The following is a 16,305-nucleotide window of genomic DNA, read 5'->3' as shown; positions in this document are numbered from 1 at the left end:
GAATTATTTTTATTCAATGCCGTGTAATTGAAATTCCTGAATCATTTTTTTGATTTCTGGAATTTTTTTTAATGTTTCCTGTTCACCGGCAATTATAATTTCTTCGATATTTTTAAAGGCTCGTGCACTAAAATGTTCCACTGGAGGGTGAATCATAATATCTGATTCAATCTCTCTTGCTGTACCAATTTCCATTTGTAAAATATCCAAGCTTTGCATTATGACATCGTAGACGGTAGAAATTTCTGCCTCTGTATTTACACCTGCAACGTCAGAACTAATAACGAGATTAGCACCCATCTTTTTTACAGACGAAACAGGCACTCTATCTGCCACCCCTCCATCAACTAAGAGCCTCCCGTTTAGTTTTTCCGGTACAAATATTCCAGGAATAGCTATGCTTGCCCTTACGGCTGATGCAATGTGACCTTTTGTAAATTCTATTTTTTCTCCTGTTTTTAAATCAGTAGCAATCACACAAACAGGTATTTTTAATTCTTCCAGATTTTTACCATGCATAAACAAATCAACCAAGTTTTTCACTCGGTTTCCTGTTATAAAACCCATTTTTGGAACCGTAAAGTCCAAATAATAATTTCGTTTAAAAGCAATAGAAAGTTTTATAATTTGATCTAGGTTATGGCCAAATGCAAAGAAACAGCCAACTAGAGCTCCCATGCTGCTGCCTGCAATCATATGGATTGGTATGGAATGGTCTCTAAGTGCTTTTAATACTCCTAAATGTGCGAAGCCTCTTGCCCCACCGGAACCTAAGGCTAACCCAATTTTCGGCATTTTCACACATATCTCCCCCCACCACATTTTATGGTCTAAAAGCCCATTCTATGAGTATATTGATTATGTGGATGTTGGACAGGGGGTTGAGTCGTTGAATATATCAAAAATTAAAACCATCTTACTCGCAGCTGGAGTTACGATTATGGCTATCTCTATGATTCTTTTCCCTGATGAATCTTTTAGCGCATCTATTCGAGGCTTACATATGTGGTGGGAAATTGTATTTCCCTCTTTGTTTCCTTTTTTCGTTATTTCAGAGTTACTAATAGGATTTGGTGTAGTAAAGTTTATGGGTGTACTTTTGGAGCCTCTAATGAGACCGCTATTTAGAGTCCCTGGTGTAGGAGGCTTTGCATGGGCGATGGGAATGGCTACTGGATTTCCGGCGGGGGCAAAACTTAGTGCAAGATTGAGGCAGGAGAGACAATTATCAAGAGTGGAAGCAGAGCGACTAGTTTCTTTTACGAATTCCTCCAGTCCACTTTTCATCTTCGGGGCAGTTTCTGTAGGATTTTTCAATAACCCAAGATTAGGTATATTTCTAGCTATTGCTCATTACTTAGGAAATTTCTTAGTTGGACTGTGTATGAGATTTTACGGAAAAAAAGAGCCGCGAAAATATAGGGAGAAACGATCTTTATGGATGATTTTCTCACAAGCTTTATCATCCATGCATAGAACAAGACTTAAAAACAAAAAACCGATCGGAAAATTATTAGGTGATGCCGTTCTCTCTTCCATTCAGACTTTGCTAATGATTGGCGGTTTTATTATCTTGTTTTCCGTCGTTAATAAATTGCTATATCATTTAAATATTACGTTATTACTTGCGAATATTACAGAATATGTTTTAATTGCATTTCATTTGCCGAAAGAATTAGGAATTCCAATTATTGCAGGCATTTTTGAAATAACATTAGGCAGCCAAATGACAAGTCAAGTAAACGAAGCAATACTGATGCATCAAGCGATTATAACAAGCTTTATTTTGGGGTTTAGCGGCTTCAGTGTTCAAGCGCAAGTTGCAAGTATATTGGCTGAAACAGATATTAAATTCAAACCATTTTTTATAGCACGCATTCTTCACGGCTTTCTTGCAGCCGGAATTACCTTTATTCTTTGGAAACCCTTCGCTGAAAAGTTTCATATTGTATCGGGTAATAATGCCATTCCAGTCATACTTCAAGAGCATGACTTATGGTGGGAGAATACATTGAATCTTTTTGTTAAGTTCGGACCTATTATCACGATTATATCGTTAATAATATATATATATTTATTTTATAAAAAAATGGATTCTACAAACCCGTAGAATCCATTTTTCTCATTGCTTATGATTTCTGTCTAGCATAAGTCTCATTCCTATAGATTGCGGTCGACAAAAAGATGCTTACGCTTTGTTTGATGTAAACTTTTTTAGTAATGCCCGTTCAACTTCTTTAGGGACTAGTTCAGAAATATTCCCATGGTACTTTGCCACTTCTTTTACGATACTTGAGCTTAAAAATGAATATTGGTTATTCGTCATAATAAAAAACGTCTCAATCTTTTCGTTTAAAACTCTATTCATTGATGTAATTTGCATTTCATATTCAAAATCCGAAACAGCTCTCAGCCCACGTATAATGGCTTTGGCGTTTACACTTTCGGCATATTCAACAAGCAAACCGCCAAATGAGTCAACTTTAACATTTGGCATATCTTTTGTTACTTCTCTAAGTAAGTCCATTCTTTCCTCTACACTAAATAGCGCCTTTTTAGACGAATTGTTTAACACAACGACAAAAACTTCGTCAAATACGTTAGCGCCACGTCTAATAATATCCATATGACCTAATGTAACTGGATCGAAACTGCCTGGACAAACTGCTATATTGGCCATACTTAGACCCCCTTTTCACTCTCAATAAGATGATAGAATGTTAATCCAATACTACCGTAGTCACCTTTTTTCGCTTGTTCCAGATTGCCGATTTTCGGAGGAAGTATAACATCGTTGCTATGTTCACAAATGATTGTTCCTTGTGTAGCGATTAGATTATTATTTTCAATAAAATGCAGCAATCCCTCTAGCTTCTGCTTTCGATATGGGGGGTCTAAAAATATATAATCAAATGTTAAATTTCTTTTTAATATTGCTTTAAGCGCTCGTTCAGCATTATTTCGAAATACTTCAGATTTTTCCTCCATGTTACAAAGCGCTATATTATGATGGATGGTTTGTATTGCGCTAGAATCTCTATCTACAAAGATTACGTGATCTAGACCTCTGCTTAACGCCTCAATCCCAAGGCCTCCGCTTCCAGCAAATAGATCTAAAGCCCTCCCGCCCGAAAAGTACGGACCAATTACGTTAAACATTGTTTCCTTTACTTTATCAGTAGTAGGTCTTGTTTCATTTCCACGAACCGCTTTTAGCGGCCTGCCTTTACACGTTCCTGAAATAACTCTCATATCGTCACCAATTTGTTATAGATTTTTCCTTTACATCCTAACATAGTTTAAATCGGCTTTCCAACTAAAATGAATGCGCCTTCCAAATAGGAAGTGTATAAAAAATACTTTTAAGGCGATAATGACCATAACAGCATCAACTGATGTTGTTGCCAACCGCGGAGAAGACTTACGTTCCCCTTAAGTTCTTCCTCCGGTTTCTCCTCTCCCTTTGCCTTCTATCCGTTTTTTTCGGAAATAGAAGGGCCCTGCATGGAGATGCAGGGTTTTTTTATTGTTTAAGAATATTTCCGTCTATCGCAAGCAGCCAGTGACTAGTAAACTTTCGGTTTCTGTTGCGTAAGTCCACATCCGCTTAATAAGATCGAGCTATAGCAGCGCTTGCGCTTGTGTTCTATGTTTCAATTGATTTCGATTTTAGTTTCATGTTCAGATACATGCACATTTAATAGCGTTTCAATTAATTTTAAGTGGATAAAAGCTTGTCCTTCAATATTAATAATCGGTGCGTAATTCATACCATATCTTTGTTGATTCAATTCAAAAATACGTTTATTTGGATAAAATTGATATTTAATTGCTCTTTTATCTGCTTTTATTTTTTCGTTATCGATATTTACTTCATATTGTAAAGCTTTTAAAAGCGGGACAAACTCTATCATCATTTTTCCGTTTTCGTGAATTATTTTTACATTACTAACCTGGCTGTCTTTAATAAAAAGTTCACGGGAATCCAATAGAGTTAATGGTGCTACCTTCTCATTGTTTTGTGCATTGTCGGAAAAAAATGATGTCCTATATCCGGTAACTTCTTCTAATAACGTATCAAGCAAATTATGGGTCATTTTACGTTTATGGAAATACAACACCTTTTCCCTCAATTTCGTCAACTGCTCATCTGATAGCCTCTCTACCAACTCTTCATACATTTTTTTATACTTACCATCACCTATAGGTTTTTTTAGAACGATAGCCAAAATGAGATTAGTTAGCTCCTCCTCATTGGATGAAATGTTGTATGCTGAACGAATCAATGCCATTGTATATTTTTCCTCAATCTCTAGAGGCTTTCTGTTTGAGTTCAAGATCAAAAGATTATCATTTTCAACTTCTTCATGTAAATTTGTAAGCACTAAATGAATCACTTTCCCATTAACGGGCAACTGTTCCTTATTTTTAAATAATTGATGTTTAGTATTTGAATAGATGATGAGTTTTTTATCCTCTTCCATTTTTTGAAGTGTTTCTTCTTGCCAGTATAAAAATGGTTCGTTTCCCTTATTTTCCATTACATAGTAATCTACTAAGTCCATTTTCCGCATACTTGAAGTTTCCGAGTTGCTTACCCAGTTTCCGTTTCTCCAAGTAGAATCACTTAACTGCACTCTTGTAGAGTCGATGACAACGTCCTGAAGTTTTATACTATAATCTTGCAAAAGGAAACTTTTTACGTTTTCATTAACCGGCAAATCATATTGGAAGGTAACTTTTTCATCTTCAAGTATTAATAAATTGGATTTGTTTATATTGCATTCCGCTTCGTTCATATTGACACAAGTTAAATTGCTTACGTCATCAGGTATTTTAATTGTATAAGAATCTTCTTTCATACCTGTTATTGTCTGTTCAACTTGGAATTTATTTTGCGTATGTTTAATTTTGATTGTTTGAAGTATTGTGTTTACTTTTACACCAGGTGTTGATGAATAACCTATCCATTGGTAAACTAACAATCCTCCACTAAGGATGACTAAAATAAAAAAATAAATACTGATTCTTTTCAAAGATATAACCCCTAATACATTATGTAATAAGAAAAGCTAAAGCGCTTTGCACATCGACGTCCTTGCCCACAGGATATGGATCCATTTATGTCGCACAAAGGACGTGGCTGTTTATTGTGGACGTTCCTTCATCTGCCTTGCGACTGAGATAAAGGAGCCACGAAAAGCGAAAGTCGCCTAATTAAAGTAAGAAGGTTAAGAACGCAGCTTCCTGTTGCAGGCTAAGGCAACGACGTGCTGTCGCTTCGCCTGCACTAGTACATCCGTGTACGTCTCTATACCTTCTTGCCCCGCATCCTGCTGGGCTCCGACAAGCAAATATTCTTAGTTAAAAAAGTCGCTCTTTGACTTTATTGACGCGGGTTTATGACCTCGAGGGGTTGGCGCCTGCAGCTGTACCGATAAGGAGAAACTGGCCCACTTTCGAAAGGAGAACGACAAGAAGTTTGCCAGTTGATGGTTGCTTGCGCAAGACACTGATCGGTTTAGCTTAAAAATACAAATCTATAAAAAAGATGCACTTTCTTTACACTACAATAAAATGGCTGCCCAAAAAATAAAAGGCAGCCTTTATTTGTCTTATTTTCAGAAAGTAAGAATACGTTTTAATAAGTCTTTAGTTAAAAAATAGGCTTGCTCTTTATTAAATCCCTACCCGATAATCGTACTCTTTTGCTTTATCTGGCTTAGCATTTTCAAACTCTGTTTTTAAAAACGGCTTATATGACAATTCTACATTTTTAACAAAAGGCATCGATGATAATTTTTCCGCTAAAGACTCAGCTTCATCTTGCGCACAATATAATACTACATATTTCATTCGCTTAGAAATATAATGAACATTTCCAAATCTCCTAAGTGCCTTGGCATTCTTCAAACTGAAAAGCCAAACAATCAATCCTTGTCTCCCATTAAGCATGCTCTTTCCCCTTTATCATTCCTTCTTTATGCCGAACATCCACATGCACCGCCACTTCCACAACCTCCGCTGCATGAAGATCCTGTATCAAAAAATGGGTTGCCTGTAGGTACCTTAATATGCTCGGATACCGACCTGCCTATAATGAGGCTAATTTCATCTAATAAGGTCTGTAATTCATTTTCTGCACGACGAAAATTAGCGACATTTTCATCGAGATCCATATCTCTTTTTAACTCACGCGTTTTAATCATGATTTCCTTATAATCAGGATGATATCGGCCGAATCTTTGTACATCTGCATATAATTCCTTCATTTTGTTGAATTCGAGAATTTTCCTATTTGTTTCTTTATCGTTTTTTAATTTATTATAAAAAAACCTGTATTTGTCAGCAATCTCTGAAGCAATTACAAGCTCACCTATCATTTCAGCTTTTTCAATTATTTTGACACTTTCGATTGTAGCAAGCATTAGCCCACCTCCAATCGTTATTTTATCATGTTTTTACTATCGGTGCGACATGTATTATTTGATTGTAACCAAAAACTGGCGATTAATACCATAAGATAGCCTATTATGATTCACTACTTCGATTTTGAGTCTATGGGTTCCAGGTTCTAAATTTTTCACGATAAAGGCAGGTGTTGTGTATTCACCATATTGTTTCCCATCTACATAGAGCAAAATCTTACCATTACTTTTATCAGAGCTTACGAAGGAAACACCTGTTACTATACATTCAATTTTTATGTTCCGCCCTTCCACAATGTGGCGAATATTCATTATTTCTGGTCTATTTATTTGATCTGAAGCTTCTGCAATCATGGATTCCGGTTCGGGAAGTTTATTTCTACATCCAGTTAAAAGGACAAAAAGAAATAAGCAAACCATCATTTTTTTCAAGTAGATCACTCCTCTTCTTTAGTTTTCACTAAAGAATGAGGTTCATACGAAAAAGATTTAGTTTGCGTTTAAAGACTGTAACATTCCCATCATCATTGAAGCAATCTGCAAGCCATTTGAAACCCTTTCAACCTGATGTGGTATTGTTTTCTTAAAATAATTCAATGCAGCAATTTCAAACTGTTCCAACGTCTCTGGTTCCCTCGAAAGCTTTCGATACCAATATGGCTGTTCACGAATAAATTCTTTTAGTTCGTTTTTTGAATAAATATACTGCATTACATCTTGACGCAACATCATTCAACCCCTTTCATCTTTAAATATTTTAACTTTTAACACTTAAAAAATCGGAAAAAGCTCTAGTCTTTTTTAAATGAGAAAGGATTATTATTTGTAGTTGGTGGATTTATTGGTGGTGGATTACTTCCCTGAAATTGAGTAAGAACCCCTTGAATTGCACCGATTGCTTGACTCAGTTGATTTATATGATGTTGTACTTGATTAGCATCCATATTTTTTATCATACGTGTTATATGGTTCACCCAATTTTTTTCACGTTCTTTATTTTCAACAGCCTCTAGGGTATTATTTTCTACTTTATACTTAGACCATTTAGGGTCATCCGCTCCAAGCAAAAACCAATCCTCATATAGTTCCTGCCAAGAATGTTCCTTCTTCCTTACTGACTGTAATATTTTTGGATGTTCCTTAACGAAAGCTTTAAATTCTTCTACGGACGGATGCAGACTTTTACTCTCCATCTAAGTCACCTCATCTATGTCATTTATCCTTATATGCAGAATATGGATAAAAGGTGATAATGGTGATAAATACTAATTAGAAAAGCGTAAGGCACCTGAAATATACTCAAAAAACTTTGTTCAAAAATATAAATCTTGTGGGTCCGACGCGAAACCAATTAAAGTTGCATCACTATTCGGACTATCGACTTGACAATTATTCACAAGAAGTTGAAGTTTTTAATTCCTTAAAGCATGAAAAAAGACCTTAGAAAGGTCTATTATCATTTAGGTTGTATGAAATTTTGTGTGTAAAATTTTTGATATACCCCTACCCCTAACCTTGAGTAGTTGTCAGCCAATAGTGCTTTTCGGTGTCCTTCTGAATTTAACCAGCCTTCAACTGCGGCAGGTCCATCTATATATTCGGAAGCTATATTTTCGCCCGCAGATTGATAATCAATATTATCTGCTTCCAGCCTTTCAGCAAGAGTTCCAAATGTAGGAGAATCATGTGAAAAATAGTCGTTATCAAACATATCTTTACTATGTTCATAAGCCACTTGTCCAACTTGTTCATCCCACAATAGCTCTTCTAATCCAAAACGATTGCGAATAACATTCGTAATATCGAGTATTTGCTGTTCACTTCCCTTTTCAATCTCTCGCCATCCTTCTTCGCCAATATCAGATGGTGAAATTAAATCTCCTCGATATGCCAATTCGTAAGGACGCTGTGTAATTAATGTTTTTTTATCAAAAAACCTAATACTGGAAAGTGTACCTGTATATTTATCGATAGACAATTGCGCGAAAATATCTCCCAATTGTATGAGCGGCCGAATATTTAAATCCTCCTCCGAAAGCTCAAATCGATATTTTCCTTTATCTACGGATACCATGATTTCTGTTTCTAGATAGGTCGTCCGGAATATATCTTCAATTGTCTCTCCAATCATATAAGGAGCAATATTTAATTGATTTCCTAGAGCATATATTGTAACTACAGACCCATTCTGTACTCCAACTTGCATATACGTTCCTGAAAAATTATTATATATCCACCATTCATATCCATAGGCTGATGGATCTTTTCTTTGTGGTTCTCCATAATCATTGATTAAGTCTTTTGCCGACTTTCCAATGTATACAGAAAGTCCTTCTTTCGGACGATTCGTTTCATCCATTGTTTCCTTATTAATAAAATGGTCAACTTTTGGAGGAGTAGCATAATTATAGTCTTTCAATGGTTCGTTCGTTCCTGAATCAGAATAAAAATAAATCATTATAAAAAATATAATTGCGGAAATTACCATGGCACGAAATAACGTTCGCAGCACTATTCCTCCTTCCTTAAAGTCTTAACTTATGGTCATTATTGGATGACGATGTTAGATATAACTATTCATCATTATAACATTTAATCTTTCACGTACACATTCATTATATAAAAAAACCCTGAATTTTCAGGGTTCATTCATTAATGATACGCTTGGTTTTCGTCCGGTTCCGAAATTTCTGAAAGGGCAACTTTAGCTTGATTATCCGTTAAATCCCTTACTGCAAAATCAGCTAATGCAACAATTCCAACTAACCTTCCATTTTCAACAACAGGTAATCGGCGGATTTGTTCTTTAGCCATTATTCCTGCTGCTTCTTGGGTTGTTGTATCTGGAGTTACTGTCACAAGATGACTACTCATAATTTCCTCTACTTTTGAAGAAGGAGGATTTTTTTCCGCAATGCAGCGTAGAACAATGTCTCTGTCCGTAAGGACTCCAACGAGTTTATCATTATTGACGATAGGTATAACACCGACATCTTCCTCTTTCATTTTAACCGCTACTTCATATACATTATCATTTAAGGAACATGTTTCAACTTCTTTCGTCATAATATCACGAATTTGTGTCATTTTTTTAAAATTCCTCCTATGAAAATTAATAAGGTTCTCGGTGCTTACACCATTTGTATATTCACCAAATGGGGAAAAATCTATACATCCTCTATATTTTCGGTCAAATTTTTAATCTTATATTTGAAGTCAATTCAGTAACTCCAATTCGTTGCAACATCTTGATTTTTCGACTATTATTAGACGTGAGGAAAACAATGCAAATAGTGAAATGTCGTTTATCGATCTATTATAAGCAGGAGGTTAAAAACGTGAATTTTGAAAATACTGGTATTGAAACATTAACCGTAGATTTAAGTCGTTTGGATGAAGTTATGGAACATAATGGAATGGTTAGAGCAGGCCAATGGGATTACGAGCGAGTTACATACGATCATAAATTCGAAATCAAAGAAGGAACATACTATTTGCGAATTCAAGGATATGCTACTGAAGGAGATGTAGGCTCTTATGATGCTTACGTACAATTAATGACCCCAATCCTTGGGAAACATTATTATCCTCATGGCGTTGAATATGGGGAAGATGAATTTTATCCAGATCATCTAGTAAAACAGTGCAATAAAATTCTAGCAGCAATCTATCAAGAAGCAAAAGTATTTGCTGAATAATTGATTTCAAAGAGCACAGTTCTTCTGTGTTCTTTTTTTATCTCATAAAATTATGGATTGGAACTACGTATGTTAAATTTATAAAGGTAGTTCCTGTCGATCGCAACTATTATCAAGCTTTTGCCCTTCTCTTTTGCGTAAGCCAATATTAGCTCGTCCTTGACCAAATGCAGTCGCTAACACTATAGTTCTTTAATTGTTTATTTCCGTAATAACGACTTATAATGTATAAAAGTACTCAGTGAGGGAAAGGGGTTTTAATTTGTCTGGAATATCAAAAAGATTTGTTATTATCACTATACTCGTAATTTTAACAGCTTTATTTTTTTATTACATCTTACCTATTTCCATCCCCCTCATCATCGCGATAATTACCGCATTAGCGCTAGAACCAGCTGTAAAATTAGTTCAATCAAAAATGAAGCTTAAACGACAATTATCCATCATTATTGTGTTTACACTTTTTACACTTATTTTGGGGTTTGCAATCTTTTTTATCATTACAAAAGCTATTTCACAAGGGATCAAATTAGTAGAGGATGCACCAGGTTATATTCATGAATTAACCGTTATGTGGAATAATTACGAAGAATATTTTAGTAGGGCCGCCCAAGACTTTCCAGATGAATTCGTAACTGCTATTACTGATGAAGTAAATAATTTTTTACAGTCTTTTATGTTAAGCATAAAAACGTATGTAAAGATTGAAAATATAAGTGCATTTTTATCGTATATTCCAAACTATTTAGTTAGCATTTTGGTCTATCTGATCGCATTGTTTTTATTTATGATTGATTTGCCAAGGCTTAAGTCAGGAATATATAAATACATGACCGACAAAACCTCTGAAAAGGTTAAATTTATGGCGTCACGATTATCTTCAGTTATTTTTGGATTTTTTAAAGCTCAGTTTTTAGTCAGCTTAATTATTTTGCTTGTTGCTTTTATCGGACTAATTATTATCGCCCCTAAAGTAGCAATCATCATGACACTTGTCATTTGGATTATTGATTTAATTCCAATTATCGGTTCTATCGTAATATTAGCTCCCTGGTCATTGTATCAATTTTTTACAGGCAATATTGCTTTAGGTACAAAGCTTGCTATTTTAGCAGTCATCTTACTTATAATTAGAAGAACAGTCGAACCGAAAGTAATGGGTCAACACATGGGGCTTTCACCACTTGCTACGTTAATTTCCATGTTTCTCGGTTTAAAATTGCTAGGCGTCTTAGGTTTAATTATTGGACCGACGCTACTTATTGTATTTAAATCAGCTAAAGAGGCGGGATTAATAAAACTGAACTTCAAAATATAAGATTCTACTATACTTTAATGCAAATGTTCTTCGCACCTACTAAAATAATTGAATAATAAAAAGGACGCTAACATGCGTCCTCTTATTTCTGTTAAAGAAAGTATAAATTTTCACTTAGAATTATTACGAAATTTGTGTCCGTCCTGTCTAGCTCCAGGCGCCCAGCGACTAGCAAACTTTCAGCTTCTTCCTACGATAAGTCAACATCGGCTCGTCCCTCGCCGTGTTTCCTTTATCTCGTCAGAAGCTTAAAAAGTTTGTACGTCGCTGAACGGACGCCTTGGGCTTTTCTTACTATAATCCTAATATGGCTTTAATTAGAGAAGTCGTAGTTCCACCTTGATAAATAACGTAAAGCAATAAATATACGATCACACCTGTAAAACCTGTACAGAACCAAACAATGCTAGTAATAGGTCCTAGTTTTCTGTGGAAAGAGAGTTTATCTCTATATCCAGTAACTAAAGATATTATACCTAATACGGCTCCAACAGTAGCAAGAGTTACATGAAAGATTAAAAATATCGTATAAAAAATCTTATATTCATCTGGGCCACCAAAAGATGTATTTCCGATAAAAATGGTTCTACTAGAATAAATGGCAAAAAATATTAAAGCAAATACTCCAGCTAGCGTCATAATTTTTTGATGACCATCGATATCTCTTTTTCTTATTTTCCCCCAGCCTATTGCTACAAGTATCGCACTAATTACGATACAAGCTGTACTAATAGTCGGCAATATTGGAACCATCATATTGTAAATCAATCCCCTAATTCTATTATGTATTTGCTATCTAAAATTTTTAGATAGCGTCCATTATTCAGCAGGATGAGGTTCATTTTGAAGCAACGCCGCTTCATTAATTTTCTCAGCATCCTCTTGTTCTTTTTTAAACCATTCAAAAAATATTTTTATAAGCATAAAGCCTAGAACAATTTCCTGAATAATTTTCATAAGTACTCCACCAAGCTGTTGATCTTCTATCGCTTTCATGTTTGTAAATAATTCTGGTCCACTGATCGATAATCCTGATAATGTACTTCCAGGTACACAAAGAGCCATAGCCTTCAGCCACATGTCCCCATCAGTATAAGTGGCATACATCGCTGCAGGAGCAAAAATGATGAGCCCACATGCTGGTGTTAACAAAACTCCATCACCAATGATATAACCTAACTTCTTAAGACCATGAAGTTGATGATGACCAGGTAATTTATTTATTAATGGCCACCACAAGAAAATGGCAAAAATAAATAAAATAATTGTATAAATGGCATGTAAAAAGAAGTTCATTTTAACATAATCCATTACCAGAGGGATATGGTAAATAGAAAACAATCCATTAAATAATACTAGAGCAATCAATGGCTTAGTGAAAAATTTAAATATTTTTCTAATAAAAGGCAAATCAATGATTCTTTCCCAAAGCCAATTAGGTACACTTGCAATGAGAATCGGCGGAATAATTAAATAAAGGAAAGCCATTTGTACCATATGGAATGTAAACATAATATGAGCAACCAAGTCTACTGGAGAACCCTTAATGATATATAGCAGAATCATAGCTAAAAGAAATAAAACTGCTTGACTTGGCTTTAATGGCTCACTGTCTTTAAATTTATGCCGCTTTTTTATAGTTATATAAAAAAACCCTGCAATCAGTAAAAGTGTAAATAGAAGAAAATAAGGACTCCACAATGCTCGGAATCCAAAAATACTTAAAGGCATTTCTCTGTCACCTCGTTATTTGGATTAAGCCCATATTTATTATACCTTTTTTACATATCACACTTCAACGCAGCCAAATGACAAGTTCATGAACAATCCAAATAGAACAAAAGCGCAAGAGCAATGTTGACTTATCGTAGGAAGAAACCGAAAGTTTGCTAGGCGCTGGAGCTAGACGGAACTACCTCCTTAAAAGTTATCTGCAAAGTTCCAATTAATAAATTCCTAAGAATCGAAAAAAGCCAGCCATAAATTTTGGCTGGCTTCGATATGTTTTTAGATCCAAACAATTGTAAGGAAGGTTAGTATTGCTGCAAAGCCAATAATGACCCCTCCGTAAATAAATAACTGTGGTGCTTCATGCCCCTTATTAGCCATGTGCATAAAGTAATACAACTGAAAAATTACTTGTACGATAGCTAGCATTAAGATAAATGGAACGACGAACCATTTATCAAATCCAGCCAAAACGGAACCGAATGCTACTAGAGTCAAGAATATGGAGATCGCGAAGGAAATAACTTGATGACGCATTTCCTCTGCATTTCTTCTCCGGCGATATTCATAATCTACTCTGGCATTGCCAGAATTAATTTGTTGGTTTTCCATCTTTTATCACACCATCCCCATTAAATATACGACAGTGAAAATAAATACCCATACTACGTCAATAAAGTGCCAGTATAGGCTTGCAATATAAAATTTTGGTGCATTAGCTAAGTTCAAGCCTCTTTTTGAATTTCTCACCATAAGGGCTATAATCCAGCTAAGACCGAAAACTACGTGCCCACCGTGAAATCCAACAAGTGTATAGAATGCAGAGCTGAATGCACTGTGCGTGTAGCCGAATCCTAATCCATGAGTATAATGATAAAATTCATATATTTCAAACCCAAGGAAAGTTAATCCCAATAGTACCGTAATAAGTAACCAAGCCTGCATTTTCTTAAAGTGATAATTTTTCATATGGTAAATAGCATATACGCTTGTGATAGAGCTTGTTAAAAGTACCATAGTCATGATAAAGGCTAATGGCAGTTCAAATAAATCTGTTGAAACTAGATCGCCTTGCTTTGGAACTTTATCCTTTAAAGCCAAATATGTCGCGAAGAAAGACGCGAATAATACAGTTTCTCCTCCAAGGAAGAACCAAAAACCCAAAAATTTGTTTTTACCTTCTAATGTTGCTCTTTCGGGTGCCTCAGGCCATGTTTTTGGTGTAAATTGTTCTTCAACATGCATTATGCCCTTACCCCCTTATCTTTATCATCCGTTAATTCCGATTTTGGAATATGGAAACCATGATCATCTTTTAAAGATCTTAGTAACATAGAGCCAAATGCAACTACAAGTCCGATAATTAACACGGCGAGTCCCCATGGCTTCTCAACACGATAAACACTACCAAATGCAGCGATAAAGAAACCTAGTGAAATAAACACAGGGAGAATCGATCCATTCGGCATATGAATATCTCCTAAAGGCTCAGCAGGTGTGACTCCTTTTTTACCTTCCATCTTTTCGATCCAGTAAGTGTCAATACCACGAACGAATGGTAGTTGTTTGAAATTATAAAAAGGTGGCGGTGACGGCAGCGCCCATTCAAGAGTTCTTCCATCTTCCCAAGGGTCATTTCCAACTTTAACATTTTTAACAGATGTAATCACAATATTGATTAAGAGTACAATAATACCTAAAGCCATTAAACCAGCACCTATTGAACTAACTAAGTTTCCGGTATTTAAACCTTGACCGTCAAGATAAGTAGCAATACGGCGTGGCATTCCCATTAAACCTAAGAAGTGTTGGATAAAGAAAGTTAAATGGAAACCTACTACGAAAAGTGCCCATGTAATTTTTCCAAGAGTCTCATTAAGCATCGTACCAAATGCTTTCGGCCAATAGAAATGTGTAGCTGCTAATATAGCGAATACAACTCCACCTACAATTACATAGTGGAAGTGAGCAACTACGAAATATGTATCATGGAATTGATAATCTGCAGGTGCAGTAGCAACCATGATACCTGTTACCCCACCCATTACAAAGGAAGGAATAAAGGCAGCCGCCCAAAGCATAGGTGTAGTAAATTTAATATTTCCGCCCCACATCGTAAACAACCAGTTAAATATTTTAATACCAGTCGGAACACCGATAGCAAATGATGCAACGGCAAAAATTGCGTTTGCTATATTTCCTAGACCAACAGTAAACATGTGATGAGCCCACACCATGAATCCAAGAAAACCAATTAAGACAGTTGCAAATACCATTGAGGAATACCCGAACAATCTCTTTCTTGAGAATGTGGAGAAAATTTCAGAAAATATACCGAATGCTGGCAGTATTAAAATATATACTTCAGGGTGTCCAAAAATCCAGAAGAGATGCTCCCAGATAATCGTATTACCACCCATAGCCACATTAAAGAAGTTTGCCCCGAACATTCTATCGAATGTAAGAAGGAATAAACCAACTGTTAATGGCGGGAAAGCAAATAGGATTAAAGCAGATGCAACAAAAGTCGTCCAAGAGAACATTGGCATACGCATATATGTCATCCCTGGCGCACGCATATTAATAATGGTTACTAGGAAGTTAATACCACCCATTAACGTACCAAAACCTGATATTTGAAGTCCTAATGCGTAAAAGTCAATTCCATGAGTTTGGGAATTAAGTGATAACGAAGCATATGATGTCCAACCGGCATCTGGCGCTCCCCCTAAGAACCAAGAAAGGTTTAAAAGCAATCCTCCAAAGAAAAATAACCAAAAACCTAATGAATTCAAGAAAGGAAAGGCAACGTCCCGTGCACCAATTTGCAACGGCATGACTAAGTTCATAAAACCAATTAATATCGGCATGGCGGCAAGGAAAATCATCGTTACACCATGCATCGTAATCATTTCATTAAATAATCCAGCACTGACAAAACCACTGTCAGGAACAGCCAATTGAATACGAATAATCATTGCTTCGATTCCACCGAGTAGAAAGAAGAATCCACCTGCCGCGATATAGAGTATGGCAATCTTCTTGTGGTCGACAGTTGTCATATAGTCCCAAACTGTTGCACCGAAGCCTCTTTTTTGAGCAATACTACTCACATTTAAACCTCCTTCGTTTC

General features: G+C 35.7%; 19 protein-coding genes. 3 read left to right on the top strand and 16 right to left on the bottom strand.

The window, feature by feature from the left end; translation table 11 throughout:
* Positions 1–9: 9 nt before the first annotated feature.
* A complete protein-coding gene (locus KHA97_RS02160) occupies positions 10–801 on the bottom strand; it encodes a patatin-like phospholipase family protein (protein ID WP_213123109.1) in 792 nt (263 codons plus the stop codon).
* An 88-nt stretch (positions 802–889) separates the two neighbouring features.
* Between KHA97_RS02160 and ylbJ the strand changes: the two genes are divergently transcribed.
* Positions 890–2,110 (top strand): sporulation integral membrane protein YlbJ, encoded by a 1,221-nt coding sequence (gene ylbJ, locus KHA97_RS02155; protein ID WP_213123108.1) that lies wholly within the window; start codon positions 890–892, stop codon positions 2,108–2,110.
* Between the two features lie 78 nt (positions 2,111–2,188).
* Here the strand turns inward: ylbJ and coaD are convergent, their stop codons facing one another.
* The 10 genes from coaD to KHA97_RS02105 form a co-directional block, all read right to left on the bottom strand.
* Positions 2,189–2,680 carry a pantetheine-phosphate adenylyltransferase gene (coaD, locus tag KHA97_RS02150; protein WP_213123107.1) on the bottom strand — a complete coding sequence of 164 codons (492 nt, stop codon included), beginning with the start codon at positions 2,678–2,680 and terminating at the stop codon, positions 2,189–2,191.
* Between the two features lie 2 nt (positions 2,681–2,682).
* Entirely contained in the window at positions 2,683–3,252 is a 570-nt protein-coding gene (rsmD, locus tag KHA97_RS02145) for a 16S rRNA (guanine(966)-N(2))-methyltransferase RsmD (protein WP_213123106.1), read from the bottom strand.
* A gap of 401 nt (positions 3,253–3,653) precedes the next feature.
* Positions 3,654–5,036: a stalk domain-containing protein gene (locus KHA97_RS02140; RefSeq protein WP_213123105.1), complete on the bottom strand. Its 1,383-nt coding sequence runs from the start codon at positions 5,034–5,036 to the stop codon at positions 3,654–3,656.
* A 643-nt stretch (positions 5,037–5,679) separates the two neighbouring features.
* Complete coding sequence (locus KHA97_RS02135; protein WP_213123104.1) at positions 5,680–5,955, bottom strand: YlbG family protein; 276 nt, start codon at positions 5,953–5,955, stop codon at positions 5,680–5,682.
* A 26-nt stretch (positions 5,956–5,981) separates the two neighbouring features.
* Entirely contained in the window at positions 5,982–6,428 is a 447-nt protein-coding gene (locus KHA97_RS02130) for a YlbF family regulator (protein ID WP_213123103.1), read from the bottom strand.
* 54 nt (positions 6,429–6,482) lie between these two features.
* Complete coding sequence (locus KHA97_RS02125) at positions 6,483–6,860, bottom strand: carbohydrate-binding protein (protein ID WP_213123102.1); 378 nt, start codon at positions 6,858–6,860, stop codon at positions 6,483–6,485.
* Between the two features lie 57 nt (positions 6,861–6,917).
* Positions 6,918–7,154, bottom strand: a complete 237-nt coding sequence (locus KHA97_RS02120) for a YlbE-like family protein (protein ID WP_213124274.1) — start codon at positions 7,152–7,154, stop codon at positions 6,918–6,920.
* 65 nt (positions 7,155–7,219) lie between these two features.
* Positions 7,220–7,621 carry a YlbD family protein gene (ylbD, locus tag KHA97_RS02115; RefSeq protein WP_213123101.1) on the bottom strand — a complete coding sequence of 134 codons (402 nt, stop codon included), beginning with the start codon at positions 7,619–7,621 and terminating at the stop codon, positions 7,220–7,222.
* Between the two features lie 263 nt (positions 7,622–7,884).
* The gene (locus tag KHA97_RS02110) at positions 7,885–8,937 is read right to left on the bottom strand and encodes a CAP domain-containing protein (protein WP_213124273.1); all 1,053 of its coding nucleotides are present in this window, start codon (positions 8,935–8,937) and stop codon (positions 7,885–7,887) included.
* A 143-nt stretch (positions 8,938–9,080) separates the two neighbouring features.
* Complete coding sequence (locus KHA97_RS02105; protein ID WP_213123100.1) at positions 9,081–9,515, bottom strand: CBS domain-containing protein; 435 nt, start codon at positions 9,513–9,515, stop codon at positions 9,081–9,083.
* A 251-nt stretch (positions 9,516–9,766) separates the two neighbouring features.
* Between KHA97_RS02105 and KHA97_RS02100 the strand changes: the two genes are divergently transcribed.
* Entirely contained in the window at positions 9,767–10,126 is a 360-nt protein-coding gene (locus KHA97_RS02100) for a YugN family protein (RefSeq protein ID WP_213123099.1), read from the top strand.
* 262 nt (positions 10,127–10,388) lie between these two features.
* The gene (gene ytvI / locus KHA97_RS02095) at positions 10,389–11,444 is read left to right on the top strand and encodes a sporulation integral membrane protein YtvI (RefSeq protein ID WP_213123098.1); all 1,056 of its coding nucleotides are present in this window, start codon (positions 10,389–10,391) and stop codon (positions 11,442–11,444) included.
* 294 nt (positions 11,445–11,738) lie between these two features.
* On the opposite strand, the gene KHA97_RS02090 is transcribed toward ytvI, so the two are convergent.
* The 5 genes from KHA97_RS02090 to KHA97_RS02070 all read right to left on the bottom strand — a co-directional run bounded on the left by KHA97_RS02090 (position 11,739) and on the right by KHA97_RS02070 (position 16,285).
* Positions 11,739–12,200 carry a DUF420 domain-containing protein gene (locus KHA97_RS02090; protein WP_213123097.1) on the bottom strand — a complete coding sequence of 154 codons (462 nt, stop codon included), beginning with the start codon at positions 12,198–12,200 and terminating at the stop codon, positions 11,739–11,741.
* A 63-nt stretch (positions 12,201–12,263) separates the two neighbouring features.
* A complete protein-coding gene (ctaG, locus tag KHA97_RS02085) occupies positions 12,264–13,175 on the bottom strand; it encodes a cytochrome c oxidase assembly factor CtaG (protein WP_213123096.1) in 912 nt (303 codons plus the stop codon).
* Positions 13,176–13,451: 276 nt separating this feature from the next.
* Positions 13,452–13,784 (bottom strand): cytochrome c oxidase subunit IVB, encoded by a 333-nt coding sequence (gene ctaF / locus KHA97_RS02080; RefSeq protein ID WP_213123095.1) that lies wholly within the window; start codon positions 13,782–13,784, stop codon positions 13,452–13,454.
* A gap of 6 nt (positions 13,785–13,790) precedes the next feature.
* Positions 13,791–14,417 (bottom strand): cytochrome (ubi)quinol oxidase subunit III, encoded by a 627-nt coding sequence (locus tag KHA97_RS02075; protein ID WP_213123094.1) that lies wholly within the window; start codon positions 14,415–14,417, stop codon positions 13,791–13,793.
* Positions 14,417–16,285: a cytochrome c oxidase subunit I gene (locus KHA97_RS02070; RefSeq protein ID WP_213123093.1), complete on the bottom strand. Its 1,869-nt coding sequence runs from the start codon at positions 16,283–16,285 to the stop codon at positions 14,417–14,419. The genes KHA97_RS02075 and KHA97_RS02070 overlap by 1 nt, the downstream gene beginning before the upstream one ends.
* Between the last annotated feature and the right edge of the window lie 20 nt (positions 16,286–16,305).

Origin of the sequence: Lederbergia citri (assembly GCF_018343625.1) — a bacterium.
Taxonomy (GTDB): Bacteria; Bacillota; Bacilli; order Bacillales; family Bacillaceae_C; genus Lederbergia; species Lederbergia citri.
Note: the sequence above shows the minus strand (reverse complement) of the source record. Positions and strands in the feature narration are given on the sequence as shown.

Bases quoted from the DNA above. Each gene is read 5' to 3' on its own strand.
- coaD (WP_213123107.1), bottom strand. From the start codon at position 2,680: ATGGCCAATATAGCAGTTTGTCCAGGCAGTTTCGATCCAGTTACATTA.
- rsmD (WP_213123106.1), bottom strand. From the start codon at position 3,252: ATGAGAGTTATTTCAGGAACGTGTAAAGGCAGGCCGCTAAAAGCGGTT.
- KHA97_RS02135 (WP_213123104.1), bottom strand. From the start codon at position 5,955: ATGCTTAATGGGAGACAAGGATTGATTGTTTGGCTTTTCAGTTTGAAG.
- KHA97_RS02130 (WP_213123103.1), bottom strand. From the start codon at position 6,428: ATGCTTGCTACAATCGAAAGTGTCAAAATAATTGAAAAAGCTGAAATG.
- ylbD (WP_213123101.1), bottom strand. From the start codon at position 7,621: ATGGAGAGTAAAAGTCTGCATCCGTCCGTAGAAGAATTTAAAGCTTTC.
- KHA97_RS02105 (WP_213123100.1), bottom strand. From the start codon at position 9,515: ATGACACAAATTCGTGATATTATGACGAAAGAAGTTGAAACATGTTCC.
- KHA97_RS02090 (WP_213123097.1), bottom strand. From the start codon at position 12,200: ATGATGGTTCCAATATTGCCGACTATTAGTACAGCTTGTATCGTAATT.
- ctaG (WP_213123096.1), bottom strand. From the start codon at position 13,175: ATGCCTTTAAGTATTTTTGGATTCCGAGCATTGTGGAGTCCTTATTTT.
- ctaF (WP_213123095.1), bottom strand. From the start codon at position 13,784: ATGGAAAACCAACAAATTAATTCTGGCAATGCCAGAGTAGATTATGAA.
- KHA97_RS02075 (WP_213123094.1), bottom strand. From the start codon at position 14,417: ATGCATGTTGAAGAACAATTTACACCAAAAACATGGCCTGAGGCACCC.